The sequence below is a fragment of the Pantoea leporis genome (assembly GCF_028048155.1).
Taxonomy (GTDB): Bacteria; Pseudomonadota; Gammaproteobacteria; order Enterobacterales; family Enterobacteriaceae; genus Pantoea; species Pantoea leporis.
In genome coordinates this window covers 418,835-444,948 of the sequence record NZ_JALMEU010000001.1, presented here as the reverse complement: position 1 = coordinate 444,948, position 26,114 = coordinate 418,835, and the positions used below count along the sequence as shown (strand labels likewise).

24 protein-coding genes are annotated in these 26,114 nt (G+C 57.9%); 13 read left to right on the top strand and 11 right to left on the bottom strand.

The features are described from left to right. Positions 1–103 precede the first annotated feature (103 nt). Positions 104–1,711: a dipeptide ABC transporter ATP-binding protein gene (locus MWH02_RS02075; RefSeq protein WP_192233821.1), complete on the top strand. Its 1,608-nt coding sequence runs from the start codon at positions 104–106 to the stop codon at positions 1,709–1,711. On the opposite strand, the gene MWH02_RS02070 is transcribed toward MWH02_RS02075, so the two are convergent. From MWH02_RS02070 to MWH02_RS02040, 7 genes are read right to left on the bottom strand one after another with little or no spacing between them, the layout of a single operon-like run. Then, the gene (locus MWH02_RS02070) at positions 1,697–2,515 is read right to left on the bottom strand and encodes a sulfurtransferase (RefSeq protein WP_271459801.1); all 819 of its coding nucleotides are present in this window, start codon (positions 2,513–2,515) and stop codon (positions 1,697–1,699) included. The two genes, MWH02_RS02075 and MWH02_RS02070, sit on opposite strands and share 15 nt — an antisense overlap. Further along, complete coding sequence (locus MWH02_RS02065; RefSeq protein WP_271459800.1) at positions 2,505–3,488, bottom strand: ornithine cyclodeaminase; 984 nt, start codon at positions 3,486–3,488, stop codon at positions 2,505–2,507. Before MWH02_RS02065 ends, MWH02_RS02070 begins: the two co-directional genes overlap by 11 nt. Then, positions 3,488–4,486 carry a 1-aminocyclopropane-1-carboxylate deaminase/D-cysteine desulfhydrase gene (locus MWH02_RS02060; protein WP_271459799.1) on the bottom strand — a complete coding sequence of 333 codons (999 nt, stop codon included), beginning with the start codon at positions 4,484–4,486 and terminating at the stop codon, positions 3,488–3,490. Before MWH02_RS02060 ends, MWH02_RS02065 begins: the two co-directional genes overlap by 1 nt. Continuing rightward, positions 4,486–5,889, bottom strand: a complete 1,404-nt coding sequence (locus MWH02_RS02055; RefSeq protein WP_271459798.1) for a M20 family metallopeptidase — start codon at positions 5,887–5,889, stop codon at positions 4,486–4,488. The genes MWH02_RS02060 and MWH02_RS02055 overlap by 1 nt, the downstream gene beginning before the upstream one ends. After that, positions 5,886–6,800, bottom strand: a complete 915-nt coding sequence (locus MWH02_RS02050; protein ID WP_110866134.1) for an ABC transporter permease — start codon at positions 6,798–6,800, stop codon at positions 5,886–5,888. The genes MWH02_RS02055 and MWH02_RS02050 overlap by 4 nt, the downstream gene beginning before the upstream one ends. 1 nt (position 6,801) lies before the next feature. Next, a complete protein-coding gene (locus tag MWH02_RS02045; protein ID WP_101764420.1) occupies positions 6,802–7,662 on the bottom strand; it encodes an ABC transporter permease in 861 nt (286 codons plus the stop codon). Further along, a complete protein-coding gene (locus tag MWH02_RS02040) occupies positions 7,659–9,149 on the bottom strand; it encodes an ABC transporter substrate-binding protein (protein ID WP_110866135.1) in 1,491 nt (496 codons plus the stop codon). The genes MWH02_RS02045 and MWH02_RS02040 overlap by 4 nt, the downstream gene beginning before the upstream one ends. A 168-nt stretch (positions 9,150–9,317) precedes the next feature. Between MWH02_RS02040 and MWH02_RS02035 the strand changes: the two genes are divergently transcribed. The 6 genes from MWH02_RS02035 (at position 9,318) to MWH02_RS02010 (ending at position 15,195) form a co-directional block, all read left to right on the top strand. Further along, the gene (locus MWH02_RS02035) at positions 9,318–9,980 is read left to right on the top strand and encodes a GntR family transcriptional regulator (RefSeq protein WP_271459797.1); all 663 of its coding nucleotides are present in this window, start codon (positions 9,318–9,320) and stop codon (positions 9,978–9,980) included. 129 nt (positions 9,981–10,109) lie between these two features. Continuing rightward, positions 10,110–11,210: an ABC transporter ATP-binding protein gene (locus MWH02_RS02030; RefSeq protein ID WP_271459796.1), complete on the top strand. Its 1,101-nt coding sequence runs from the start codon at positions 10,110–10,112 to the stop codon at positions 11,208–11,210. A gap of 27 nt (positions 11,211–11,237) precedes the next feature. Further along, complete coding sequence (locus MWH02_RS02025) at positions 11,238–12,512, top strand: ABC transporter substrate-binding protein (protein ID WP_271459795.1); 1,275 nt, start codon at positions 11,238–11,240, stop codon at positions 12,510–12,512. Continuing rightward, positions 12,512–13,426 carry a carbohydrate ABC transporter permease gene (locus tag MWH02_RS02020; protein WP_271459794.1) on the top strand — a complete coding sequence of 305 codons (915 nt, stop codon included), beginning with the start codon at positions 12,512–12,514 and terminating at the stop codon, positions 13,424–13,426. Before MWH02_RS02025 ends, MWH02_RS02020 begins: the two co-directional genes overlap by 1 nt. After that, the gene (locus MWH02_RS02015) at positions 13,423–14,241 is read left to right on the top strand and encodes a carbohydrate ABC transporter permease (RefSeq protein ID WP_110866140.1); all 819 of its coding nucleotides are present in this window, start codon (positions 13,423–13,425) and stop codon (positions 14,239–14,241) included. The genes MWH02_RS02020 and MWH02_RS02015 overlap by 4 nt, the downstream gene beginning before the upstream one ends. A gap of 12 nt (positions 14,242–14,253) precedes the next feature. Next, positions 14,254–15,195: a metallophosphoesterase gene (locus MWH02_RS02010; protein WP_271459793.1), complete on the top strand. Its 942-nt coding sequence runs from the start codon at positions 14,254–14,256 to the stop codon at positions 15,193–15,195. Here the strand turns inward: MWH02_RS02010 and MWH02_RS02005 are convergent. Then, positions 15,165–15,902, bottom strand: a complete 738-nt coding sequence (locus MWH02_RS02005; RefSeq protein WP_101764412.1) for an HPP family protein — start codon at positions 15,900–15,902, stop codon at positions 15,165–15,167. The genes MWH02_RS02010 and MWH02_RS02005 overlap by 31 nt on opposite strands. Before the next feature lie 179 nt (positions 15,903–16,081). On the opposite strand from MWH02_RS02005, the gene rluF reads away from it, so the two are divergent. Next, entirely contained in the window at positions 16,082–16,963 is an 882-nt protein-coding gene (rluF, locus tag MWH02_RS02000; RefSeq protein WP_101764411.1) for a 23S rRNA pseudouridine(2604) synthase RluF, read from the top strand. Positions 16,964–17,000: 37 nt separating this feature from the next. On the opposite strand, the gene MWH02_RS01995 is transcribed toward rluF, so the two are convergent. Together MWH02_RS01995 and MWH02_RS01990 are read right to left on the bottom strand one after the other, a co-directional pair. Beyond that, positions 17,001–17,741, bottom strand: coding sequence for a nitroreductase family protein (locus MWH02_RS01995; protein WP_101764410.1), 741 nt, complete (start codon positions 17,739–17,741; stop codon positions 17,001–17,003). Between the two features lie 141 nt (positions 17,742–17,882). Next, positions 17,883–18,647 (bottom strand): hypothetical protein, encoded by a 765-nt coding sequence (locus MWH02_RS01990; RefSeq protein WP_110866144.1) that lies wholly within the window; start codon positions 18,645–18,647, stop codon positions 17,883–17,885. Between the two features lie 295 nt (positions 18,648–18,942). On the opposite strand from MWH02_RS01990, the gene MWH02_RS01985 reads away from it, so the two are divergent. The 5 genes from MWH02_RS01985 to MWH02_RS01965 are packed head-to-tail and all read left to right on the top strand — an operon-like array spanning position 18,943 to position 24,802. Continuing rightward, positions 18,943–19,920 carry a sugar ABC transporter substrate-binding protein gene (locus MWH02_RS01985; RefSeq protein ID WP_101764408.1) on the top strand — a complete coding sequence of 326 codons (978 nt, stop codon included), beginning with the start codon at positions 18,943–18,945 and terminating at the stop codon, positions 19,918–19,920. Continuing rightward, a complete protein-coding gene (locus tag MWH02_RS01980; protein WP_271459792.1) occupies positions 19,910–21,433 on the top strand; it encodes a sugar ABC transporter ATP-binding protein in 1,524 nt (507 codons plus the stop codon). Before MWH02_RS01985 ends, MWH02_RS01980 begins: the two co-directional genes overlap by 11 nt. Continuing rightward, entirely contained in the window at positions 21,430–22,443 is a 1,014-nt protein-coding gene (locus tag MWH02_RS01975) for an ABC transporter permease (RefSeq protein ID WP_217546629.1), read from the top strand. The genes MWH02_RS01980 and MWH02_RS01975 overlap by 4 nt, the downstream gene beginning before the upstream one ends. Beyond that, a complete protein-coding gene (locus MWH02_RS01970; protein WP_271459791.1) occupies positions 22,436–23,422 on the top strand; it encodes an ABC transporter permease in 987 nt (328 codons plus the stop codon). The genes MWH02_RS01975 and MWH02_RS01970 overlap by 8 nt, the downstream gene beginning before the upstream one ends. Before the next feature lie 12 nt (positions 23,423–23,434). Next, entirely contained in the window at positions 23,435–24,802 is a 1,368-nt protein-coding gene (locus MWH02_RS01965) for an LLM class flavin-dependent oxidoreductase (RefSeq protein WP_271459790.1), read from the top strand. Here the strand turns inward: MWH02_RS01965 and MWH02_RS01960 are convergent. Next, positions 24,799–26,052: an SfnB family sulfur acquisition oxidoreductase gene (locus MWH02_RS01960; protein WP_271459789.1), complete on the bottom strand. Its 1,254-nt coding sequence runs from the start codon at positions 26,050–26,052 to the stop codon at positions 24,799–24,801. The two genes, MWH02_RS01965 and MWH02_RS01960, sit on opposite strands and share 4 nt — an antisense overlap. Between the last annotated feature and the right edge of the window lie 62 nt (positions 26,053–26,114).

The window sequence follows — 26,114 nt, the reverse complement described above, 5'->3', positions numbered from 1 at the left end:
GTACAGCCTTATTCCGCCACGCGCAGTGCCATAACTTAACGGTCTTGTTCGTGCTATGTTCAGGATATATCCTGTATTTTTCCTTGTTGAGAATCCCTGCCTGATGACTAACGCGCGCTTGCTCTCGGTTGAAAATCTCTCGCTGCACACTCACGATCAGCGCTTGCTGGTGGATAACATCTCTTTTCATCTCGATCGCAAGGAAATCCTGGCGTTAGTTGGCGAATCGGGATCTGGCAAAACCTTGACCTCGCTGGCGCTGATGAGTTTGTTGCCGGCGGGCGTGCAGCAGAGTGGCGGCCGCGTGGTGTTCAATGGCGAGCCGCTGGATGCGCGCACAACCCAGCAATTGCGTGGTTGCCGCATCGCCACGGTGTTTCAGGAGCCGATGACCAGCATGAATCCCACGCTGCGTATTGGTGAACAGATTGCCGAAGTGCTGGTGCGGCATCGTCAGTTCGGCTGGAAACAGGCGCAGCAGGAAGCGATAGCGCTGCTGGATCGCGTCGGCATCGTCAATCCAGCGCAGCGCGCGCGGCAGTATATTCATCAGCTGTCGGGTGGCATGCGGCAACGGGTGATGATCGCCAGCGCCATCAGCGGTCAGCCGGAGTTATTGATTGCCGATGAGCCGACCACCGCGCTGGACGTGACTATTCAGGCGCAGATTCTGGCACTGTTGCAGGAGTTGCAGCAGGAGATGGGCATGGGGATCTTGTTGATCACCCACGATCTCTCGGTGGTGGCGCGCTACGCCGACCGCGTCTGCGTGATGCAGCAAGGGCAGCTGGTTGAGCAGGGCGCGGTGCTGAGTACGCTCGGCGCGCCAACGCATCCTTACACGCGCAAATTGATTGCTGCTTCGGCAGCGCAAATCCCCGAGGCGACTGCGCCGGTTGCACAGCCGCCGCTGCTGGTGCTGCGCGACATCAGTAAAAGCTATCCGCTGCCGCGCCGCATGCCGCTGTGGCCGGCCAAACGGCAAACCGTGTTGCATCCGGCGAATCTGTCGATTGCGCAGGGCGAAATTGTCGGACTGATTGGCGAATCCGGCTCCGGTAAAACCACATTGGGCAGTGCGGCGATTGGCCTGATTACGGCGGATGGCGGCGAAGTGCATTTTCAGGGGCAGCATTTGCAAGGACGTCAGCTGCATAGCTTACGTCGCCACACGCAGATTATTTTCCAGGATCCTTATGCCAGCCTGAATCCGAAAATCCCGGTTGGTGAGCAGATCGCCGAACCGCTGCGCGTCTGGCAACTGCGCAAAGGCGCGGCGGTGGATGCGCGAGTCAAAGAGCTGCTGGCGTTGGTGGGATTGAAAGCCGAACATGCCACCCGTCTGCCGGGCGCGTTCTCGGGCGGCCAGCGTCAGCGTATTGCCATTGCACGCGCGCTGGCGATGGAGCCGAAGCTGCTGGTGGCGGATGAAGCGGTAGCGGCGCTGGATTTATCGGTGCGCGGGCAGATTCTGGCGCTGTTTAATACGCTGCGCCACAAGCTGGGATTATCGGTGCTGTTTATCAGCCACGATCTCGGCGCGGTGCGTCAGTTGTGCGATCGCGTGGTGGTGATGTATCACGGCAGGATTGTGGAGTCCGGCGCGACCGCCAGCGTGATTAACCATCCACAGGACAATTACACCCGCCAACTGCTCGCCGCTGCGCCGGACGTGCAGCAGGCGCTGGCGCTGCGATCAGCTGCCGTGTAACAGCGGCAGTTCGTGGTGCTCGGCCCATTCGTGCCAGGAACCGACGTACACCGAAACATGGGGATAGCCCGCCAGTTTTAACGCCGCCAACACCGTGGCGGCGCGGGCACCACGATGGCAATAAACCTGCAACTTCGCGTTTTTACTCAGTCCTGCCGCCTCGGCGCGTGCGGCAATCTGCGGCGCTGATAAGAAATGGCCGTTGGCGATGACATCTTCCCAGAACAGTAGCTGAGAATGCGGAATCCGTCCCGCGCGCTGACAGCAGGCATGCGCAAAGCTGCCGTCAAACTCGCTGGGGCGACGGGCATCCACGTTGATCACCGCCACGCCATCCGCTGCTAGTACCTGTTCACGGCTGCACACCAGCTCGCGATTCCACGCGGGTGCGTTGGCTGCCGGTGGATGCGCCACGGTGCGGCTTAATCCCAATCCCGGCGCGAGTTCATAGCCTGCCGCAATCCAGGCATCCACGCCGCCATCCAGAATCAGCGCATCATCACGCTTGAGCAGCCAGGCGAACCAGGCGCCGCGCGGTGAACGCATGCCAACCTGCTGCTCGAAAAACACCGGCGTGGCGTTGGGATACGCGGTAAACATCGGCTGCAGCGCGGTGGCGGCTTCGGCTGCCATCACCGCTAAACCTCTCTCGCTGCAATCCTCAATAAAATAGTCGTAGACGTTACAGTGCTGCGCGCCAGGCAAGGTGGCGCGTTGCCAGTCGGCACATTCGCGGACATCGATCAGCAGAAACGCTTCGCCGTGCGCTTGGCGCTGATGCAGTGAAAGCACATCAATGATCATGCAGAACTCCTGAAAACAGCGACTGCAATGAACCGAGCTCGTCGTGCTCGGCGGCCTGTAGCACGCGGGCGGCGAGGGCGATATCAAATACATTGAGGCCAAATGAGGAGAAATAGACGCTGTCATCGGGCTGTGGACGCCAGTGATCCAGTAGCAACGCGGCGAGATCGGCCGCCACATCCTGCTCAGCAAACTCCCCGGCGCGGAACATCTGGAACAGGCTTTTGGCGCTGCGCTGGGCAAAATCGCCCCACGCATCCACCACCACCTTGCTGCTGGCTTTGATGGCGGCAAAACTCACTTCGTGATAACCGACCTGCACAATGATCCTGCCGGGACGTACCGCTGCGGCGTCGACAATCGGCTGGTCGGCGCTGGTACAGGTCAGCACGGCGTCATAAGGCTGCGCCAGAGCGAGCCGCAGATCGGTTTCGATTTGCACTTCGCGCAACGCACTGAGTTTAAAAGGGGAGCGATTCCACACGCCAATCTGTTCCAGCTGCGGAAACAGCTGCTGCAGCATGCGCAGATGCGCCTGAGCATGTAAACCGGCGCCGAGCAGCAGCACGCGTTTTACCGGACGCGGCGCGGCCAGCTGTAACGCCAGTGCGCTCACCGCCGCAGTGCGCGCCGCGGTGAGTGCCCCGCTGGCCAGCAAGCCGCGCGGAATGCCGCTCTGCGCATCGTTAATCAGGGTCAAGGCTAGGGCGGCGGGCAGCGCGTCCGGTCGCTGTGGACGATGTGCGGTCCACTTCACGCCTGCGGCGTTGTAGGTGCCGCCGACGCGCGCCGGTAAGGCATAAGCTTTACCGAGCGGCGTACCGAGATCGATGTGATTTTCGGCGGGCATCTGCGCCTCGCCGAGACGCATTAGCTGAATCACCGCTTTGACGTCTTCCAGCGCCAAAGCGACATCCCCGCCGCCTAATTGCGCGACGGTGGCTTCATCCAGTACACGCAATAAGGCTTCCATTACGCCTCCAGCAGGCGATCGGCGAAGGGATAAAGCGCCGGAGAACCGCCACAATGCACGAAGGTCACGCGCGATCCCTGCGGAATGCGCCCCTGTTCGACCAGCGAGAACAGGCCGTGCATCGCTTTACCGGTGTAAACCGGATCCAGCAGCACGCCTTCCAGTTGGGCGAGTTGATAGATGGCAGCGATGCCGCCGTCCGATGGCACGCCGTACGCCTGACCGATATAACCATCCTCAATCCAGATATCCTCCGGCTGCCACTGCTGCGGCCATTGCAGTAGATCGGCACAATCCTGCGCCATGCCGGCAATGCGTGGCTGGAACCAGTCGGCTTTGGCGCTGACGCTCACGCCAATCACCTTAGTATTGGGCCAATAGCGACGCGTGCCCACATGCAATCCCGCCAGCGTGCCGCCGGAACCGGTGGGCGCGACGATGAAATCGGGTGCGGGCATCTGGCTGGGTGCCAGCTGCGCCGCTAACTCTTCCACTGCGCGTACATAACCCAATGCGCCGAGTGGCGTTGCGCCACCCAGCGGAATAATCATGGGGGTTTCACCTTGCGCGAGAGCCGCATCCGCGTGCGCCTGCATCGCACCTTCAATCTGGCTGAAATAGCCGTCGGGATCGAGGAACTGCACCTCGGCCCCGAACAGCTTATCCAGCAGCAGATTCCCCTGCCAGCTTGCGGGCGGATTGCCCCGCAGCACCAGCACCGGACGCATACCAAACTTGCGTGCGGCGGCAGCCACCATGCGGGCGTGGTTCGACTGATGCCCGCCGGTGGTGATCACCACATTCACGCCTGTTTTGCAGGCCTCCGCCATCAGATACTCCAGCTTGCGGACTTTGTTGCCGCCGCCGCCGAAGCCACTGTAGTCATCACGTTTGATCGTCAGCGTGATCCCAAGTGCCTCACTGAGCCGCGGCAGCGGCTCGTGAGGAGTGGGGAAGAAGCCGAGCGGAACGCGTTCAAACTCTTCTACTGATTTCATTATTTACTACCTTTATTTTTGTGTACTGCGGTGTTTCCCTGGTGTGGCGCGACCCGGCCAATGGCCGAATCATTGAATGCGTTGAGCCATAAGCTCATGGATTGCTGGAAGCGTTCGAGCCCCGCCAGCGTGACAAACTCATTGACGGCGTGCGCGTTGCCGCCGTGGCCTAATCCGCCAATCAGAAAGGCGGGCGCAACGGCCGCGAAAGCGTAGGCGGGCGCACAGCCCGGCGCCCACGGCCAGATTTGCGGTGCCGCGCCCAGCGTTTGATAGCTGGCGATCAGGGCATCGACGCCACTGGCGCTGCGACTAAAGCGCACGCCGGGATAGCGATCAAACAGGTGCAGCTCGCTGCCGGCTAAATCGGGTTGTGCCAGCCGCTGCTGCACGTCGGCAATCATCGCGTCCTGATCGAAACCCGGCGGGATGCGAAACGCCAGCTCCGCGCTGGCACGGAACGGGATGACGCCGCGTCCGCCCGGCGGATCGCTGTGCAGTTCGGCCAGCGTTAACACCGCGCTACCAAGCAGCGTTTGCAGGCAGCTCAGCGTATCGCCGGCGATCATCAGGCGCTGGCTGCGACGGAACTGCAGTTCGTCATCGATGCTGAATTCGGCGGCTAAGGTCGCCAATAACTGATTCGCCTCATCGTCCGTGGCGTGACACGCTAATACGCCGCTGTGTTCAGCTGGCGCGATGGCATCTAATGCCTGCACTAAGCGCCACGCCGGATTGGCGATCCAACCGGCATTGCTGGCATGAATCGCGGAGGACGGTCCGCCCCATGCGCCGCCGGTGACGCTGAGGCGTCCGCTGGCCAGTCCGGTAAAGCCGAGATAGACGCGCGGTGCGCCGCCACCGTATTCGCACAGTGACGGAAACAGCACGGCTTCAGCGGGAGCAATCGGGCAAGGCTGTTGCGCCAGATAACGCCGCAGCGCGCCGCTGCCCACTTCCTCTTCGCCTTCGAGCAGGATTTCAATATTAAAATCGAGCTGCTGGCTCTGCTGCAGTTCACGTAGCAGAATCAGCAGGGCGGCGACCGGGCCTTTGTTGTTCTCTGCACCGCGTCCAACAAATACCGCGCCAACATCTTCCCAGTAACACACGCCACCGACAAACGGCGGCACATCCCAGCCGGCATCATCCGCAGGCATTACGTCATACATGTTGTACAGCACCACGGTTTTGCTGCTGCCGTTATCGATGCGTACATGGACCAGCGGCGGGACATCATCGGTTTGAGACGCCACCGGATAGACGATCGCGGCATTCAGCTGCGCCACCATCCACTGTTCCAGCCAGGCGGCCAACCCGCGCTGCGAGGATAACTGACCGGCTACGCTTGGCCAGCGCGTCAGTTCACTCAGCAGTTCAAGCGTGGCGTCAAGGCGACTCATAAACGAATCCTCGGGTTCAGCACCAGATAGAGCAGGTCGATCAGCAAATTGATCGCCACAAACACCACGGCGGCGAGCAACACAATCGCCTGCACCAGCGGGAAATCGCGGTTTTGAATCGCCTGAATCGCCAGACGACCAATGCCGGGCCAGGCAAAAATAATCTCGGTCACCAGTGCGCCGCCGAGCAGCGAGGCGAAATACATGCCCTGTACGGTGATCACCGGTATCAGCGCGTTACGCAAACCGTGGCGTACCACGATGCGCCAGGCGCTGAGCCCTTTGGCGCGCGCGGTGCGGATATAATCCTGTTGCAGCACATCCAGCAGGCTGGCGCGCGTCAGGCGTGCCACGGCGCTCATGTAAAACGCACCCAGACTGAGCGCCGGCATTACCAGCGCGGCGAAAGTGCCGTAACCGCTGGAGGGCAGCCACTGTAACTTCAGGCTGAACAGCAGAATCAGCAGTAGCCCGAGCCAGAACACCGGAATCGCCTGGCCGGAGAAGGCCAGCAGGCGACATAACAAATCCCACAGGCTGTGCGGCCGTAGGGCGCTGATAATGCCGAGCAGCAGACCGAGCAGCGAACTCCATGCCAGCGCACTCACCGCCAGCAGCGCCGTCGCCGGCAGACGTTCGGCAATCAACGCCAATACCGGCTGGCTGTAGCGCAGCGATTCACCAAAATCCCCGTGCAGCACGCCGCCAAGATAGTGGCTGTATTGCCACAGCAGCGGACGATCAAAGCCCATGCTGTGACGGAAAGTATCGATCTCCTGTTGGCTGGAGCCGGGCGGCATCATCAGCGCCGCCGGATCGCCCGTCATGTGCAGGCTAAAGAAAATCAGCAGCGACACGCCGAGCAGCACTAATACTGATTGGCCAAGGCGATTAAGCAGAATGTTCAGCATCTTAATCCAGCCTTGTGTGCGTGCGACGCAGCAGCGCATCGCCGAGCAGGTTGCAGCCAATCACCAGCGCCGCAATCACCAAACCGGGATAGAGCACCAGCCATTGCGACAGCAGCATGTAAGAGCGACCTTCGCCAATCAGATTGCCCAGCGTTGGCGTAGGCGGCTGAATGCCCATGCCGAGAAAACCCACTGAGGCTTCGAGCACGATCAGGCGTGGGATATCCAGCGTTAGCAACACCACCAGCGGCGTCAGCAGATTGGGCAGGATATGCCGTAGCAGTATGCGCAGCGGCGAAAAGCCCATGGCGCGCACCGCCTGAATATATTCCAGTTCCCGAATCTCTAAGGTTTTGGCGCGCGCCACGCGGGCATAAATCGCCCAACTGGTACAGCCCATAATCACAATGATGTTGGTCAGTGACGCGCCCATCAGCGCAATTACCAGCAAAATCAACAGAATAAACGGCACCGCCAGCTGGATGTCGATCAGTCGCATGATCAGCGCATCAACCCAACCGCCGGCGTAACCGGCGATCATACCGAGCGCGACGCCAATCACCGCGCCAATCGCCGCCGCGACCAACACCACCAGTAGCGACAAGCGCGTCCCGGAGAGAATGCGCGCCAGCAGATCGCGGCCCAGTTGATCGGTGCCGAGCCAATGCGTGGCTTGCGCACCGGGCGAACCCGGCGGCAGGAACATCTCATTGAGATTGTTACTTAAGGCATCGGGCAACGGCAGCCACGGAGAGAGCAGCGCCGCGGCAATCACCACGATCAGCAAAAGGCTGCCGATCACCGCATCGCCGTAAATCAGGCGGCGCGGACGGCGCTGCAGCACGGTGCCCGGTGAAATCATTTCAGCCTCAGATCAAACAGCGGGATGCGGGCATCGACGCGGCCTTTGAAGTTGAGCGACGTGCTGTGCGCATACAAGGTATCTTCACGGTACAGCGGCAGCAGCGGCTGTTGTTCCGCGACGCGTTGCTGAATCTGCTCTAACACTTTTTTGCGCGCAACGGGATCGACAATCTGACGGCTTTGGTCGAGCAGCTTATCCAGCTCTGCATCATGCACGGTGGAATAGGGCTCGCCGCTGCGCAGGATGGGGAACAGCGCGGCATCGGCATCCAGCGTCTGCGTGGATCCCCACGCCAGCATATACATCGGAGCCTGTTTCTGGGACGCGACCTGCTGGGTGTAAACCGACCATTCCGGCACCTCCAGCTCGGCTTTCACGCCAATGGCGGCTAAATCCTGCACGATGGCTTGCGCCACATCGGCGCTGGCAATATAGCGGCGCGGCGCCTGGAAGCGCAGGGTAAAGCCGTTTGCGTAACCGGCTGCAGCCAGCAGCGACTTGGCTTTCGCCACATCCTGCGCGGTGGCCGGAACCGCCAGATAACCAAAGTCATTGGCTCCGGCCATGGTGCCGGTTGGCGTGCCAAAGCCGTGCAGCAGCTGTTGGGTATAAGCCTGACGGTTCAACGCCAGCGAAAGCGCCTGACGGACGCGCACATCACTCAGCGGTTTCTCATCATCTTTAAGGCCGAGATAGATCGTCAGTCCGCCGCCTTTCACCTGTTCCAGTTCGACGTTGGGGCGATTTTTCAGCGCGGGCACTAAATCAGCAGGCACGCTTTCAATCAGCTGCACTTCACCGGTCAGCAGTGCGGTGAGGCGTGCGGTGGCTTCGGGAATCGGACGCCAGGTAACGCGATCAATCGCCGGTTTGCCGCGCCAGTAAGTTTCATTGGCGACCATCACCACTTTTTCATCCGGGATAAAGCTATCAAGCTTGTAAGCGCCGCTGCCTACCGGTTTGCGTGCGAACTCGCTGGCGCCAACTTTCTTCACGTAGGCGGGCGGCACAATGTAAGCCGGGTAGCGGCTCATGCGCGTGGGCAGCAGAGGATCCGGGCCGTTGGTGTGGATCTGCACCTGATAGTCGTTGATCACATCCACCGATTTGATGGTGCGGATATAGGAAATCGTCGGTGCGTGATTAGCGGGGTCTAAAATACGATCGATGGAGAACTTCACCGCTTCGGCGTTCACCGGCTCGCCATCGGTAAATTTCACGCCCTGGCGCAGGGTAAATTGCCAGGTGGTGTCGTTAATCGCTTTCCACTCAGTGGCTAAGCCCGGCTGTAATGACATGTCATCGGCGCGGCGCACTAAGGTATCGAAGAGGTTGTCGACTAAGGTGGCAGATTCTTTAAGAAAGCCGGGATCCATCGCCGTGGCAGACGTGGGTTGGCCAATGGTCAGTTCCGCTGCCTGTACGGCTGGCATCAGAGCAAATAGCAACGCGGTGGTGGCAAACTTCACTGCAGGTAATCTCATAACGTTTCCCAAAATTGCCAACGGCAAGGTAGTGAAAAGAGTGGATACTGCCAGAATCAAGACTGTGCTTATTTGTAATACATGATATATCCTATAATCTGGCAAGTTGGCAATAAAACATTAAAAATAACTTACCATTTGCGAAATTCAGTAGAAGGCCCTCAACGTATGATCGAAATGGATAAAGCGCAGCGCATGAGTTTGACCGCGCAGGTGGAATCGTCACTGCGCAGCGCGCTGATTGTTGGCAAGTTAAAACCTGGCGCACGGCTGGTGACGCGCGATTTGGCGGCTCAATTGGGTACCAGCATCACGCCGGTGCGTGAAGCCTTGTTGCGACTGGTTTCTGCCGGAGCATTAGACGCCACGCCAGCTGCGGCGTTTCTGGTTCCGGAAATGACGTGCCAGCGCTTTGATGAGATTACGCTGATTCGTAAGCAGCTTGAAGGTTTAGCGGTGAGGGCGGCGACGCCATTTTTGGGAAAAAAACAGATTTCCGAGCTGAAAAAACTCTGCGCGCGCTTTATGCAAGCCAAACAAAGCGGTGATGCCGAGGCGGCGTTAGAAGCTAATCGCGCGTTCCGTTTTACGCTCTATGGCTATGCGCAAATGCCAACGCTGGAGGCGCTGATCGAACAGCTTTGGGTGCAGATCGGTCCGTGCTTTAACTATCTCTATCCGCAGCCGGCCGAGGTGGTGAATGGGCATCATAACTATGATCACCTGCTGGAAGCGTTACAGGCCGGCGATGCGGTCACCAGTGAAAAGATATTGATGAAAGCGATTGATGATGGGGCTGCGATTTTGCATCAACATTATTTTAATCAGTGATTCATGTTTGAAGGTCGTCATTAATGATGACCCTTCGGTGGCCTTTAACCGCGCGGTCACCGCAATGACATAAAACCTTCATTTCCTTCCGCTAGCTTACCGCCATTCTGATTTCTGGATTGCGGATGCATGAGCCACCTTTCGCTTCACCACATCACTAAAGCCTGGGGCGAGAAAACCGCCCTGGACGACATCAGCTTCGACGCGGCAGAAGGCGCGTTTGTCGCGCTGCTCGGTCCATCGGGCTGCGGTAAATCGACGCTGCTGCGTACCATCGCCGGACTGGAAACAGCCGATCGCGGGGCGATCCACTTTAAACACGCCGACATCACCCATCTGCCGCCGTCGCAGCGCAAGCTATCGATGGTGTTTCAATCCTATGCGCTGTTTCCCCACCTTAACGTGCGTGAAAACCTGCTGTTTGGTTTGAAAGCGCGCGGCGAGGAGAAACAGTCGTTTGCTGCACGCCTTGATAACGTCAGCAAGCTGATGGAGCTGGATAAGCTGCTGGATCGTTTGCCGTCGCAGCTCTCCGGCGGACAACAGCAGCGCGTGGCGCTGGGCCGTGCGGTGATCGCCAATAACACGCTGTGTTTAATGGATGAGCCGCTGTCAAATCTCGACGCCAGGCTGCGGCAAAGCATGCGCCGTGAAATCCGCGCGCTGCAGAAAAAACTCGGTTTGACCATGCTGTACGTCACGCACGATCAGACTGAAGCGATGAGCATGGCCGACAGCATTATCCTGCTCAACGATGGCCACATTGAACAGCACGGCACGCCAGACGATCTCTACAACAATCCCGCCAGCGTGTTTGCCGCACAGTTCATTGGCGCACCGCCGATGAACATCCTGCCGCTGCAGCGCAATGGCGCGCATCACTATCTGCTGCATCTCACCGCGCCGGTAGTGGAATACCGCGACGCGCCGCTGAGCCTTGGATTGCGTGCCGAAGATATCCAGCCGATCGCTGCAGAACAGGCGGCGCTGACCGCGCGGGTGATCGGTTCTGAATATATGGGCGCTGATACCTTGCTGGTGTGCCTGCTTGCTGGCATCAGCGAACCGCTGACCATTAAAGTGCCGGGCATGCAGCGCTTCACCGATGGCAGTGAGGTGGGATTGCAGTGGTCCGCCGCGCGGCAATATCTGTTTCATCGCGAGAGCGGTAAGCGCTGCGTGCCAGCCGAACAACAGATGTTTGCTTCACAGAAAAAATACGCCGTTTAACCGTTGTCATTTGCCCAAGGGAAAATCATGTCTGCGATTCGTTATTCACGTCTTTCTGCATTAGTTCTCGCCGTCACCACCTCAGCTTTTGCGGCTGAACCGGTCAAGCTGCAAATGTATTACCCGATCGCGGTGGGCGGCAAAGTAAGCCACACCGTAGATTCGCTGGTGGCGGATTTCCAGAAAGTGCATCCGGACGTGAGCATTCAGCCGGTGTATACCGGTGACTACGCCACCACCGTGACCAAAGCGCTGACCGCCTTTCGCGGTGGCAACGCGCCGCAGCTGGCAGTGATCGGTGATATCGAAGCGTATTCACTGATTGATGCCGGTGCGATTGTGGCGGCCAGCGATTTAGCGCAGGGCGAGGAAGGCAAAAAATGGATCGACGGTTTCTACCCGGCGTTTCTGCGTCACATTGACGGCAAAGTGTGGGGCGTACCGTTCCAGCGTTCAACCGTGGTGATGTACTGGAACAAACGGGCGTTTGAGAAAGCCGGTTTGAATGCCGATACGCCACCGGCCAACTGGCAGCAGGTGGTCGAGTTCAGTAAGAAACTCACGATCAAAGATGCCAACGGCGTCAGCCAATGGGGCATCGAGATTCCGTCCACACCAAACGGCTACTGGAACTTCCAGGGCTTGTCCGCCACCAACGGCGGTCGTCTGGATAACGGCAAAGGCACCGCGGTGCACTTCAATACGCCGGGCAACGTGGAAACGCTGCAGTGGCTGACCGATCTCGGCCAGAAAGAGGAGGTGTCGCCGAAGGGTGCCATTGCGTGGGGCACCACGCCGCAGGACTTCATTAGCGGCAAAACGGCCATGATGGTGACCACCACCGGCAACCTGACCAACGTGCGTGATAATGCGAAATTCCCGTTCGGTGTGGCGATGCTGCCGGAGAAAACCCAGCGCGGCAGCCCAACCGGCGGCGGTAACCTGTATGTCTTCAAAAATGCCTCGCCAGAACAGCAGAAAGCGGCGATGGAGTTTATCCGTTGGGTAACCTCACCCGAGCAGGCGGCGCGCTGGAGTATCGCCACCGGTTATGTAGCGACCTCTCCGGCGGCATGGGATACCACGGTGATGAAGGATTACGTTAAAGAGGTTCCTCAGGCATTGGTGGCGCGTGAACAGCTGAAGTATGCGCAGCCAGAACTCTCGACTTACAACAGCGTGCAGATTCAGGATGCGCTCAATCACGCGGTAGAAGCGGCGGTGACGCAGGCGAAAACGCCAGCCGAAGCGCTGGAAGGCGCGCAGAAGCAAGCCGATCGTCTGCTGAAGTCTTATCAATAATGACGAGCACGATGCTCACCGTTGCGCCGGTTCGGCGGCCCCGGTTATGGTCGATGCAGCTGTATGGCTACCTGCTGATTTTACCGGCACTGAGTTTTTTACTGCTGTTTACGCACTATCCGGCGGTTGCGACCGTATGGGAAAGCCTGTTCAGCGCAGCACGTAACGGTCGTCCAGCCCATTTTGTTGGGCTGGATAACTATCTTGCGCTGCTGGATGACGACATCTTCATTCAGTCGCTGTGGAATAACCTGCTGTATGCGTTGATCACCATTCCGCTGGCGGTCATGCTGGCGCTGCTGATGGCGCTGGCGGTCAATAGTCATATGCGTGCCAATGCGTTGGTGCGCACCGCGTTCTTTATTCCTTCGCTGCTGCCGATGATCGCCATCGCCAATCTGTGGCTGTTCTTCTACACGCCGCAGCTGGGTTTGCTGAATAAGCTGCTGGCGCTGTTTTCGCTGCCAGCGATGAACTGGCTCGGCGAACCGGGTAGCGCCTTGTACTGTTTGATGGCGGTATCGGTATGGCGCGAAGCGGGCTTCTTTATGATCTTTTATCTCGCCGCTTTGCAGCAGATCGATCCGCGCCTCAGCGAAGCCGCGCAGATAGAAGGGGCGTCGCGTCGCTATTTCTTCCGCCGCGTGCAGTGGCCGCTGCTGATGCCCACCACGCTGTTTGTGCTGATCAATGCCTCGATGAATGCGTTTCGCATCGTCGATCAGGTGATCGCGATGACCAACGGCGGGCCGAATAACAGCAGTAGCCTGCTGCTGTTCTACATCTATCGCACTGCCTTCAGCTTCTGGAATATGCCCGCCGCAGCGGCAATGACGGTGGTACTGCTGGTGATCCTCGCCGCGATTGCACTGCTTAAATTCAACCTGCTGGACAAGCGAGCCCATTACCAATGAAGCCAACAATCACGTTTGGTCGCCTGTGTCTGAATATGGGCATTGGGCTTGCCGCGTTGCTGTGGTTTTTACCGATTCTGGTGGCGATCTGGGTGGCGATTCATCCAGCATCCGATCAGGCGAGCTTTTCGCTTTTTTCGCCGCTGACCTTGCAGAACTTCGTTAATGCCTGGCACGCCGCGCCCTTTGGTCGCTACTTCCTCAATACCAGCTTGCTGGTGCTGATGATTGTGGTGGTGCAGCTGATTCTGGCGACCATGGCCGCTTACGCATTAGTGCGCTTCCGCCTGAAATTCTCCGGCGCGATCTTCGCGCTGATCCTGCTGCAGCTGATGATCAGCCCCGACGTGCTGATTCTGAATAACTACAAAACCATCGGCGCGCTGGGTTTCCGCGATACGCTGACCGGCATCGCGCTGCCGTATTTCTCATCGGCCTTCGCCATCTTTCTGCTACGCCAGACCTTTAAAAGTATTCCGCTGGTATTGGAAGAGGCGGCAATTGTGGAAGGTGCCAGCCGCTTTTACATTCTGCGCAAGATTTACATCCCGCTGGCGAAGCCGATCTATGTGGCGTTTGCGCTGGTGTCGATCAGTTTCCACTGGAATGATTTCCTCTGGCCGCTGGTGATCACCGATTCGGTCAACGTGCGGCCGCTCACCGTGGGCCTGCAACTGTTCTCGGCGCCGGAGCAGGGCGTGCAATGGGCATTGATTGGCGCTGCTACGTTAATGACCACCTTGCCGCTGTTGGTGCTGTTCCTGATTTTCCAGCGTCAGTTTATTCAATCTTTTATGCGTGCTGGTATTCGCTAAGGAGTGCTTTTCGTGTCTTATCCGCATCCGCTGACTGAACTGCAGCGTGAACTGCTGGGCGATGTCGCCGAGCTCTATGCCTTGCCCGATGTGCGTTCCGCGCCGCTGAGCAGCACGCTGCGTTTTGGTTTGATTGCCGATCCGCAATATGCCGACATCGACGCGGATATGGCGAAAAATCTCTACTATCGTCACGCGCTGCATAAGCTGCCGCAGGCGATTGCGGTGTTGAATCAGCAGCCGCTGGATTTTGTCGTTACGCTGGGGGATTTAGTCGATCGCGACTGGAACAGCTACGCGGCGATATTGCCGATTTACGATCGCCTCGAACATCCACATGCGGTGGTGCTGGGTAATCACGATGCGCAGACCATCGCGCAGCATCTTAACGAAGCCGCTGCGCTACCCAAAAGCTATTACGCCTTTGGGCTGCAGGGCTGGCGTTTTATTGTTTATGACGGCAACGACATCAGCCTCTATTGCAACACGCAGAACGGTGACGATCGCAAGCAGGCGGAGGCGATGCTGGTGGACCTGACCGCGCGCCAGCAGCCGCAGGCGAAACCCTGGAACGGTGCGGTAGGAACGCAGCAAATGGCGTGGATTGAGCAGCAGTTGCAGCAAGCCCAGCAGCAAGGGGAGAAAGTGGTGGTGTTTGGGCATTATCCGCTGGCGCCGCATAACAGCCATAACTTACTCAACGGCAGCGCGCTGGCAGAGCTGCTTTCTAGTTACAACATACTATGCTGTTTCTCTGGACACGATCATCGCGGCGGCTTTGCGCGCATCCGTCGAACAGGCTTCTATACGCTCAAAGGGATGCTGGATGGGGCAGAAGAGGTGCCGTTTGCGGTGGTTGAAATTGAGGGCGATGAAGTCATCGTGAAAGAATACGGTGTAGCGTCGCCATTTATGGCGACCACTCATGATGATGCCGGCATCTGCCCGCGCTGACGATGTGTCGCAATCTCTTCGGCGCGTTGCAGCAACTGCTGCAAATCATCCTCATCGATATCCAGCACTTCACCGCTTTCCAGCGCCTGATGCAGGTCTTCACGCGTAATCGCTACGTCGATCACCACAGGCGGCGCTTTGGTTTCCGTTGCCGCCAGCGGATGCGGGTAACGGCGTCCGGCGAGATTGTTAAACAGCAACGCCAGCAGCGCGAGGCAAACCGAGTTCAACAGCACCGGCGTCAGAATAAAGTGGTAACCCAGCTGCTGGACGCCGTTACCGCCCAAAATTGCGGTCAGCGCCACCGCGCCGCTCGGTGGATGCAAACAGCGCAGTTGAAACATCAACGCGATCGTCACACAGGCCGCGATACCACACGCCAGCGCGGGATGGGGAACCCACAGCGCGGTGGTGACGCCAACAACGCCCGCCACCAAATTGCCGCCGACAATTGACCACGGCTGCGCCAGCGGACTGTTCGGCAGACCAAACAGTAATACCGCTGAAGCGCCCATCGGCGCGACAAACCACAGATTCACTCCACCCAGCAGCCAGTGGCTGGTCAGGCTGGTCATCATTAAACCCAATCCCGCGCCAATGCTGGCGATGACCATCTGCTTTCTGCCTCCCGGTAACGGATGGGGCCAAAGGCGGGCCAGAAAGGTGCGCACGGAGGTTATCCACGTCACCGATGGCTGATTTGTCATTACGGAATCACTCTGTCATAAGAAAAAACGATGGGTGCGAATTGTCGCTGATCGATCCGTTGACAACAACCACATTGTTAGTGTGCTGTTATATCGTGGTAAGAGAAATGCTGATGATTGTCGCGAGGCTTAACCAACGCCTAAGGTTGCTGTATAGTCCGTTTTTTTTCGGAGGAACCATGCTGCCTAACTCATCCACACGCCTGAACAAATACATCAGCGAGAGCGGAATCTGCTCACGCCGCGATGCCGATCGTTACATCGAGCAAGGCAACGTTTTCATTAACGGTAAACGCGCTGCCGTCGGTGCGCAGGTGTTTGCAGGGGATGAAGTCAAAGTGAACGGGCAGCTGATTGAGCCGCGTGACGAAGAAGATTTAGTGCTGATTGCGCTGAACAAACCGGTGGGCATCATCACCACCATGGAAGAGGGTGAGCGTGACAACATTGGTGATTTCGTTAATCACAGCAAGCGCGTGTTCCCGATTGGTCGCCTTGATAAAGATTCGCAGGGACTGATTTTCCTCACCAACCACGGCGATCTGGTGAATAAAATTCTGCGTGCCGGTAATAATCACGAAAAAGAGTATGTGGTCACCGTTGATAAACCGATCACCGATGAATTTATTGCCGGAATGGGCGCGGGCGTACCGATGCTCGGCACCGTCACCAAAAAGTGCAAAGTTAAAAAAGAGTCGACCTTTGTCTTCCGCATCATTCTGGTTCAGGGGCTGAATCGTCAGATTCGTCGAATGACCAAACACTTCGGCTTTGAAGTGACCAAGCTTGAACGTACGCGCATCATGAACGTCAGCCTGAAAGGCATTCCGCTCGGCGAGTGGCGCGATTTGACCGATGACGAGCTGATTGATCTGTTCAAACTGATTGAAGACTCATCATCCGAAGATCAAAAAACGCAGAAGACGCAGGCGAAAAAGAAACCCGCCAGCGCGGCGAAAAAGCCCGCGACGGTTGGCGCTAAACCGGGTGAGAAAGCGGGAGCAAAACCGGCTAATCGCCAGCGTTTCGCCCAGCCAGGTCGTAAGAAGAAAGGGCGTTAATTTTCTTTCCCCGCGCACAGCGCGCGGGGAAAAGCCGTCACTTGTCGTTGCCAAACCCTTGCTTCTTCAGCGCGTCCAGCACGTGCGGGAAGTAAATCTTGTGATAATAACCGCTAACGCTTTCACTCCAGCTCTCGCCATCCTCACGTCCGGTATTTTTCCAGTGCTGCACCATCTCCTGATTGTAGGCAGCGATGTGTTGCTCCAGTCCATCACGTTGATAGCGCTCTTCATGGCGGAAGGTGGCCAGCGGCAGACGCGGCTTCTGATGCGCAGGCTGATCGACATGGCCAATCACCACGCCCGCCACCGGGAAAGTATATTCCGGCAAATCCAGTAAGCGGATTAACGCCTGCGCATCGCGACGAATACCGCCAATCGGCACAATGCCCAAACCTTCCGCACGCGCTGCCGCCATGATAGAACCCAACGCAATACCCACATCGGTTGAGCCCGACACAATGCTTTCGATGCTCTGCTGGGCGATCTGCTCGCGGTCGATAGCGTTCATCGCCAGACGCGATTTATGCATATCCAGCACCAGGGTAATAAACACCGGCGCTTTAGCAATCCACGGCTGACCGCCAGCAATCTGGGAGATTTGTGCGCGTCTTTCAGCATCGCGCGTCACCACCAAAGAGACCTGCTGCGAGTTCACCGAGGTTGGCGCGCGATAGGCGGCCGAAATGATGCGATCCAGCACCGCATCCGCAACGGGAAGGTCGGTAAAACTGCGATCGCTTTTATGACTGGTGAAAATATCGATTAATGAACTCATGGATCCTCCTGATTGGGAGGCGAGAGCGTAGCAGAAGAGAGAGTGATGTGACTTAACCGTTGTTGCCGTGGCTAACTACTTCTTTTGAATAAGCAAAGTGCGGAATGGGATAAGCAATGAGACCGGTGCATAAAGCACCGGCTAAGCGACTCTGGCTTCAGCGACAGCCGGATGAACGCTGCGATCGGGTCCGCTCAGCATCACCGGTTTACCGGAGCGTAATCCGCGCTGGAACTGGGTCATGCGTTCATGGCTGATCCCGGCACCGCACCACAACAGGTGATGATCGTGGCGGCTTTCTGAACTGTACAGCATCGGTTGTGAGGTTTGATCCACCTCGACGCAGAATCCTTGTCCGGTAAGGCGAATGGCTTCCAGCCACACTTCCGTTTCATCGCCGGTGCTGACCACTTCCAGTAACAGTGGCATCTGCTGCTGACGGGCTGAAGCGCGTTTTACACAGTCGCTGTGATGAACGATCGCTTCATGAAAGCGCGTTAACCTGCGTGATGCCCCGCGACGCGTATCATCACGCAGCCAGCGGTTGAGCGGTTTCATCAGCACATTGACGAAATCGTCGCTGCTGTAATCGCCCGCCAGATTGCGCACAGTACGCGCTAGTTCTCGATCAGAGCCTAACTCCAGCTGCCGTAACAGATCGCCGCGGCGTGCCACCCAACCAGACGAAGAGTAATCGAGCCCGCAGTGACGGCCTTGATAGATTTGCCACAGCGTGGCGCCACCCGAGGTCAATGCCATCATGGCGAGCACTTCATCAACCTGATGTCGGCTCCAATCCTTATTGACGTGATTCTCAGAAATTAATCCACCGCGCAACCAGCGACGTAAATTGGCGCGGTTGGCACCGGTAATGGCGCAAACGGTTTCAGTTGAATAAAAGTTCATTACGAGCCCTCAGATAGAGGGTGAATGGCCGTGGGTGCTAATCCAGGATGAGTGACCATCCTGAACCTTATCTGTATGGATTACCAGTATCTTTACGTAACTGTGCATAAAAAACCGACAAAGCGCAGCGGGAAAAAACGCACCGAAATAGTGCGGATTGGCTATTACCAATCGCCAGCTAGCCTAAGGAGAAAATAGCATTATGGATAAAAAATGGCTGTGATAATTTTTTATTTCACACGCCAGATAACAGGCGTCACACAACATTACTTTATTGTTTCCAGGGATATTAAGAATGAAAAAGCACCGCCTGGCAGGTCTGTTATTGGCTTCTCTATCACTATTATCAGGAATGGCGCACGCCGAGGATCAACCGATTCCGTCGCTGGCGGGTAAACGCATTGGCATTACCGTCGCGGGTACCGATCACTACTGGGATTTGAAAGCTTATCAGGGACAAATCGATGAGGTGAAGCGCCTTGGCGGAACGCCGATTGCGCTGGATGGCGGGCGTAAAGAGTCGCAGCAAATTGCGCAGATTCAGACGCTTATTGCGCAAAAACCGGATGCCATTATTGAAACCCTCGGCACAGCGTCGGTGCTGGAACCCTGGCTGAAAAAAATACGCGAAGCGGGCATTCCTTTATTTACCGTTGATACCGCCAGCCCATCCAGTATTAACGTCACCACATCGGATAATTTTTATATTGGCGAACAGTTAGCATTAAAACTGGTAAACGACCTGCGCGGCGAAGGCAATATTTTGGTATTTAACGGTTTCTATGGCGTGCCGGTAGTCGCAATGCGCTACGACCAGTTAAAAGCCGTGCTGAAGTGGTATCCGAAAATTAAAATTATCCAACCTGAATTGCGCGATGTCATCCCGAATACCGTGCAGGATGCGTATGCGCAAATCAGTCAATTACTAAATAAATATCCGAAAGGTTCGGTGCAGGCGATTTGGGCGGCGTGGGATGTGCCGCAAATCGGCGCCACGCAGGCGGTAGACGCTGCCGGACGCAACGAAATCAAAACGTATGCGGTGGATGGCAGCCCGGATGTGGTGTCGCTGGTTAAAGATCCCAAATCCAGCGCGGCAGCGGTGGTGGCGCAGCAGCCGTATGTGATTGGCCAAACTGCGGTGCAGAACGTGGCGAAATACCTCGCTGGCGATCGTTCGTTGCCGCCCGCAACCTATGTGCCGTCGATTCTGGTGACTAAAGAGAACGCTGCCGAAGCGCAGAAAACCCTGGGTCAAACGGATGGCAAATAACGCGCCACTACTGCAACTGCACGCCATCAGCAAAGCCTTTGATGGCGTGCCTGCGCTGCAATCGGTGTCGCTCAGCGTGCATGCCGGTGAAGTACACGGCTTGATTGGCCATAACGGTGCGGGTAAATCGACGCTGATCAAAGTGTTAGGCGGCATTCACGCCGCCGATCGCGGCAGCATCGAGCTGGATGGCCAGCCGCTTACGCTCGCTACGCCCGCGCAGGCGCAACGCCAGGGCATCGCCATCGTGCATCAGGAGCGATTGTTGCCCGGCTCGCTAACGGTGGCGGAAGCGCTGTGGCTTGGCAACGAACCGCGCTTAGCCGGTACGCCGTTTATCCTGCGACGTCGTATGCGCCAGCAGGCAGAGCAGCAGCTGCAGCAGCACTTTGGTTTGCAACTCGATCCTGATGCGTTGATCGCCACGCTGAGCGTGGCGGAGCAGCAACTGGTGCAAATCTGTCGCGTGCTGCAAAACGCGCCGCGCGTGGTGGTGCTGGATGAACCGACCGCCGCGCTGGCGCGCCATGAAGTGCATGCGCTGTTCCGGGTAATTGAACGCATGCGCCAGCAGGGCATCGCGCTGCTTTATGTTTCGCACTATCTCGATGAAATTCAGGAGCTGTGCCAACGCGTCACGGTGCTACGTGACGGCAAAGACGTGGCGCAGTTCAACGCAGATCAACTATCACCGGCGGCACTGATCGCGGCGATGGTAGGCGACGCGCGTCATGAACTGGCACCGCGTCAGTCGCGCCGCGCCGGTGCGCAAGTACTGCAGGTTACTGCGCTCAGCGCGCCCGGCAGTTTTCACAGTGTGTCGTTCACCGGCCGACAAGGCGAAATCATCGGCATCACCGGCTTGTTAGGTTCCGGCGGTAAAGCGCTGATTCGCGCGCTGTTCGGGCTGGAAAACGGCGTCAGCGGCAAGGTTACGCTGGGCGAAGTGAGCGGCGTGCCGGCTTCTCCACATGCCGCAGTGAAGCGCGGTATCGCCTTTGTACCGGAGGATCGCCGCGCCAACGGCGTCGCGTTAAATTTGTCATTGCGTGACAATGTCACCTTAACCACGGTGCAACGCTTGCTGCGCTGGGGCGGCGTTTCGCGTCAGGCGGAGAGCGAACTGGTGGCGAAGAACATTCAGCAACTGGATATCCGCACGCCGGGGCAGCTGGCGGCGCTGCGTCAGCTTTCGGGCGGCAACCAACAGAAAGCGGTGCTGGCCAAATGGTTAAACACCGGTGCGCGTCTGTATTTGCTGGATGAGCCCACGGTGGGCGTTGATATTGCGGCTAAGGCGGCGATTTATCACACATTGCAGCAGTTGGCTGATGACGGCGCCCTGATTCTGGTGTTCTCCACCGATTTACTCGAACTGCAAACGCTGGCCGATCGCATTATGGTGTTGGCGCGCGGCGAACATGTCGCCACGCTGGAGGCACAGCACACCAGCCATCAGGAAATTCTCTCCTGGGCTTCGGGCACCGGCGCGTTAACGGAGCGTGCTTCATGAGTGATGTTACCCAATCTGCACCGCTTGTAGCACCGCGCAGCGTGCGTGGTCAGCAGTGGCTGCAACACGTTTCGCTGCTGATTATTGTGCTGGTTTTAGCCGTCTTTGCCTGGCTGTCGCCGATTTTTCTTACGGTGATGAATCTTGGCAACGTGCTACAGCAGACCGCGGTGGTTGGCACGCTGGCGCTTGGCTTAACGCTGGTTTTAAGCGGCGGCGGCTTGCAGGGTATTACCGGCGGCATTGATCTGTCGATTGCCGCCAACCTTGGCCTAAGTGCGGCGGTGTTTGCCAGCCAGCTCAACGCCGGTCAGCCCATCGCGATTGCCTTGCTGCTGACGCTGTTTACCGGTGCGGCTGTGGGTTTGTTTAACGCGCTGGCGATTGTCTGGCTCGGGATTTTGCCGCTGCTGGCAACGCTCACCAGCATGAATATCGCTATCGGCCTGGAAATGGTGCTGACCAGCAACGCCTCGGTGTCGGCCAGCAGCGATCTGCAAAATCTGTTGTTAAGCAACGGCCCTTTAGCGGTGTCGTGGCTGGGCTGGTCGTTTCTGCTGCTGGCGTTTGGCATGATCGCCTTGAGCCGCCTGACGTCCTTTGGCCTGCGCTTGCAGGCGGTGGGCAGCCATCCGCAGGCGGCGAATGCGGCGGGCATCGGCGTTAAACGCTATCAGGGTTTGAGCTACGTGTTGTGTGGCGTCAGCGCGGCTATCGCGGCAATTGCGTCGGTGTCGCTACTAAGCGGCAGTTCGCCTGGCGCCAACGACAATCTGTTGATGGTGATCGCGGCGGCGCTATTGGGCGTGGTGTTTTCCCGTCGTCTGGTGCCGACACTTGGCGGCGCACTGATTAGCGCGCTATTTCTCAGCCTGATTGCCAACGGCTTTCAGCTGATCAATGTCTCAAGTTACTGGATAAACGGCGTCGAAGGCGTGTTGATCCTATTAGTGGTGGCGTTAACCGCGCTGTTACGTCGTCGCCAGTCAAGGAGAACGCAAGGTGTCTGACTCTTTGTTATCACCTGTCGCGCCACGCCCGCGCCAGACCGGCTGGCTGCGCGCCATCATCGTGCTGACCTTTGTAGCGCTGCTCGTGTTCTTTATTATCGCGGTGCCCGCTTTTGCCACTGTCTCCAATATTCGCAGTGTGTTGCTCAATAACGTCGCGCCGCTGGCGATCGTCGCCCTGGCGATGACGTTGGTGACACGCATTGGCGCGATTGATCTCTCGGTGGGCACGGCGATCGATATTGCCTGTCTGGTTTTGGTGACACTGGTGCTGCATCAGGTCAGTTTGCCAGTGGCGCTGTTCGCGGCATTAATTGCCGCGCTGCTGGTTGGCGTGTTTAACGCCTTTTTGGTGACACAGTTAGGCGTGGAGCCGTTTCTCGCCACGCTTGGCACGCTGTTTATCGGACAAAGCGTGCAGCAGCTGTCGTCAAATGGCGGACAACCGGTTTATCTGCTGAGCCAGAAACTGCCCGATGGTTTTTCGGCGATAGGTCACGGCGCGCTGCTCGGCATTCCGCTGCCGTTGTGGCTATTGTTCCTGGTAGCGCTGGCGCTCTATCAGTTGCTGCATCGCAGCGCCACCGGCCGTTCATTGCGGGTAATGGGCGAGCAGTACAGCGTTGCGCAGCATTCGGGCGTGCCAGTGAAACGACTCACTGCGCTGGCGTTTATTCTCGCGGCGTTGATTGCCGGTATCGTCGGTTTGATTCTGGCGGCCAACGTCAAAGCCTGGGTGCCGCTGTCGGGCAATGCCTATCTGCTGAATGCGATTGGTGCCAGTTTTATTGGCGCCACCTTCGCGCCATCACGTCGGCCCAATGTGTTAGGCACGCTGCTTGGCGTGGTGCTGCTGAGCTTTATCGCCAACGGCTTGCTGCTGGTCGGCTGGAATTTTTACTGGCAACAGGTCGCCACCGGCGGATTAATTTTCATTGTGCTGGCCGTCGGGGCTCTGCGCGCGCGTCATCACAGCTGAGAGAGGTCAAAGATGAGCCGGGCACCGTTTTTACTGTTTGGTTTTATGATGAATGTGCCGGGCCACATCTCCGCAGGATTGTGGCGGCATCCGCAGGATCAGGCTCATCGCTATACCGAATTGCGTTACTGGACCGATATTGCCCAACAGCTGGATCGCGCCGGGTTTGATGCGCTGTTCATCGCCGATGCGCTGGGTCAGTTGGACGTGTGGCAAAACAAGCCGGACGCGGCGTTGCGTCTGGCGACACAAATGCCGGTTAACGATCCACTATTGCTGGTTTCTGCAATGGCAGCGGTGACGCAACATCTGGGCTTTGGCATCACCGTTTCTACCACCTACGAACAGCCGTATCTGCTTGCGCGCAAATTCACCACGCTTGATCACCTGAGCAACGGGCGCATCGCCTGGAATGTGGTGACGTCAATGCTGGATTCAGCGGCACGTAATCTGGGGCTGACGCAGCAAATTCCGCACGATGAACGCTACGATCGCGCGCAGGAGTTTCTCGATATCACCGGCAAGCTGTGGGAAGGATCGTGGGAAGAGGACGCGGTGCGGCGCGATAAGCAAAACAGCGTGTATAGCGATCCGGCCAAAGTGCATGCTATCAAGCATGCCGGGCGCTGGTATCAGGTACCGGATGCGCACCTAAGCGAGCCCAGTCTGCAGCGCACGCCGGTGCTGTTTCAGGCGGGAACCTCCAGTCGCGGGGCGCAATTCGCTGCACGCAACGCGGAAGTGATATTTCTCGGCGGCGTTACGCCGCAGGCCATTGCTGCGGATATCCAACGCATTCGCCAGTTAGCCGCAGCAGAAGGGCGCCATGCGGCTTCGCTGCGTTTCGTAACGGCTATCACGGTGATCACCGCAGAGAGTGATGAAGCCGCGCAGGCTAAATATCGCGATTATCAGCAGTACATCAGCGAAGAGGCCGCGCTGGCGCTGTTCTCTGCGTGGACCGGTATCGACTGGTCACAGGAGGATTTGGATACGCCGCTAGCGTTTCGTGAAACCGATGCCTGTCGCTCAGCCTTAGCCAGCCTGACGCGCATTGACGATCAAAAACGCTGGACGCTGCGTGATGCGGCGCGCTACATCGGCATTGGCGGATTGCATCCGCTGCTGATCGGCGGTCCGGAGAGTATCGCCGATCAGCTGGAACAGTTTGCCGCGGAGTCGGGTGTTGATGGCTTCAATCTGGCGTGGGCGATTAGTCCCGGCAGCTTTGAGGATTTTATCCAGCATGTGATGCCGGTGCTGCGTAGCCGAGGGCTTATCCGTGAAACGCCCGCGCAAGCCGTGACGTTGCGCGAACGGTTGTTTGGTCAGCCGCGACTCACGGCTGACCATCCAGCGGCACGTTTTCGCCACCGTTAATTCCATGCATGGCGCGGCGGCGGGGTGCCATTGAGGTAATAATTGCCGACGTGGTAATACTTCCAGCGCACCGGATCGTGCAAGGTGTGGGTGCGCGCATTGCGCCAGTGGCGATCGAGGTTGAACTCCTGCAGCGTTGAGCGTGTACCCGCCAGTTCGAACAGCTTGTTACCTGCCAGAATAGCGATTTCGGTAGTTAACACTTTGGCTTCAGCGGTAGCGACCGTTGCCGCAGCCACCGTGCTTTCATCGGGTTGCCGCAGCGCCAGATCAATCGCTTCGCCAGCGCGCCACAGTAAGGCTTCAGCGGCGTGCAGGCGAATTTTCAAATCCCCGACTGCCGCCAGCGTAAAGTGATCATCGGATGCGCGCTCCTGGCCGCTATCAATCCACGGACGTGACCGCTCGCGCACAAAATGCAGCGTGTCTTCAACAGTGCCGCGAGCAATGCCCACATCCACCGCCGACTGAATAATCTGCGAAATCGGACCGGCGGCAGTCGGGCGCTCAAACGCCTGATAAGCCGGGATCACGCGGGATAGCGGGGCGCGCACGTTCTCCAGCAGCACGGTGCCCGATGCCGTGGTGCGCTGACCAAAGCTCGACCAGTTGTTAATGATGGTCACGCCCGGCGTGTTGCGATCCAGCACAATCAGATGCGCGCGATCCTGATCGTCGAGCGCCACTGCGTGAATTCGATGCGCCAGCAGTGCGCCGGTGGCGTAGAATTTCTCGCCGTTGATCACCACGTCATCACCTTCACGCTGAAAACGCGTCTGGAAATCGGCGACGGTGCGCGAATTCTTCTCGGAGAAAGCGTTGCCCCAGCGCAAGCCAGCCAGCACTTCGCCCAGTAGTTCTTGTTTCTGCGCCTCGCTGCCATCCGCCACCAGATGCGCCACGCCGGCTAAATGGTTCTGCGGTAGCTGACCGAGCGCGGAATCTGCCGCCGAAATGATGGCGATGACTTTCGCCACCGTCACCCAGGATACGCCCGCGCCGCCATAGATTTTAGGGATCGCCATCGCCCATAAGCCACTTTGTGAGAACGCATCCAATTCGTTGAGCGGCAAGATGCCTTCGCGGTCGCGCAGTGCGGCGTCACGCGCAAACTCTGTGGCCAGACGTTGAGCAATCTCAATGGCTTCGGCATCATCACGAATGATATGCGCCGGTTCAGCAGGTAAGGGAACGGGTGCTTCAGGCTGTTGGGAATTGACCTTCAGGATGTGGGTTTGGCTGAGCGACATGAGAACTCCCGATAATGACGATGTAGGGAAAATATCTTCTCATGCGCTCAGCGCGCGCCATA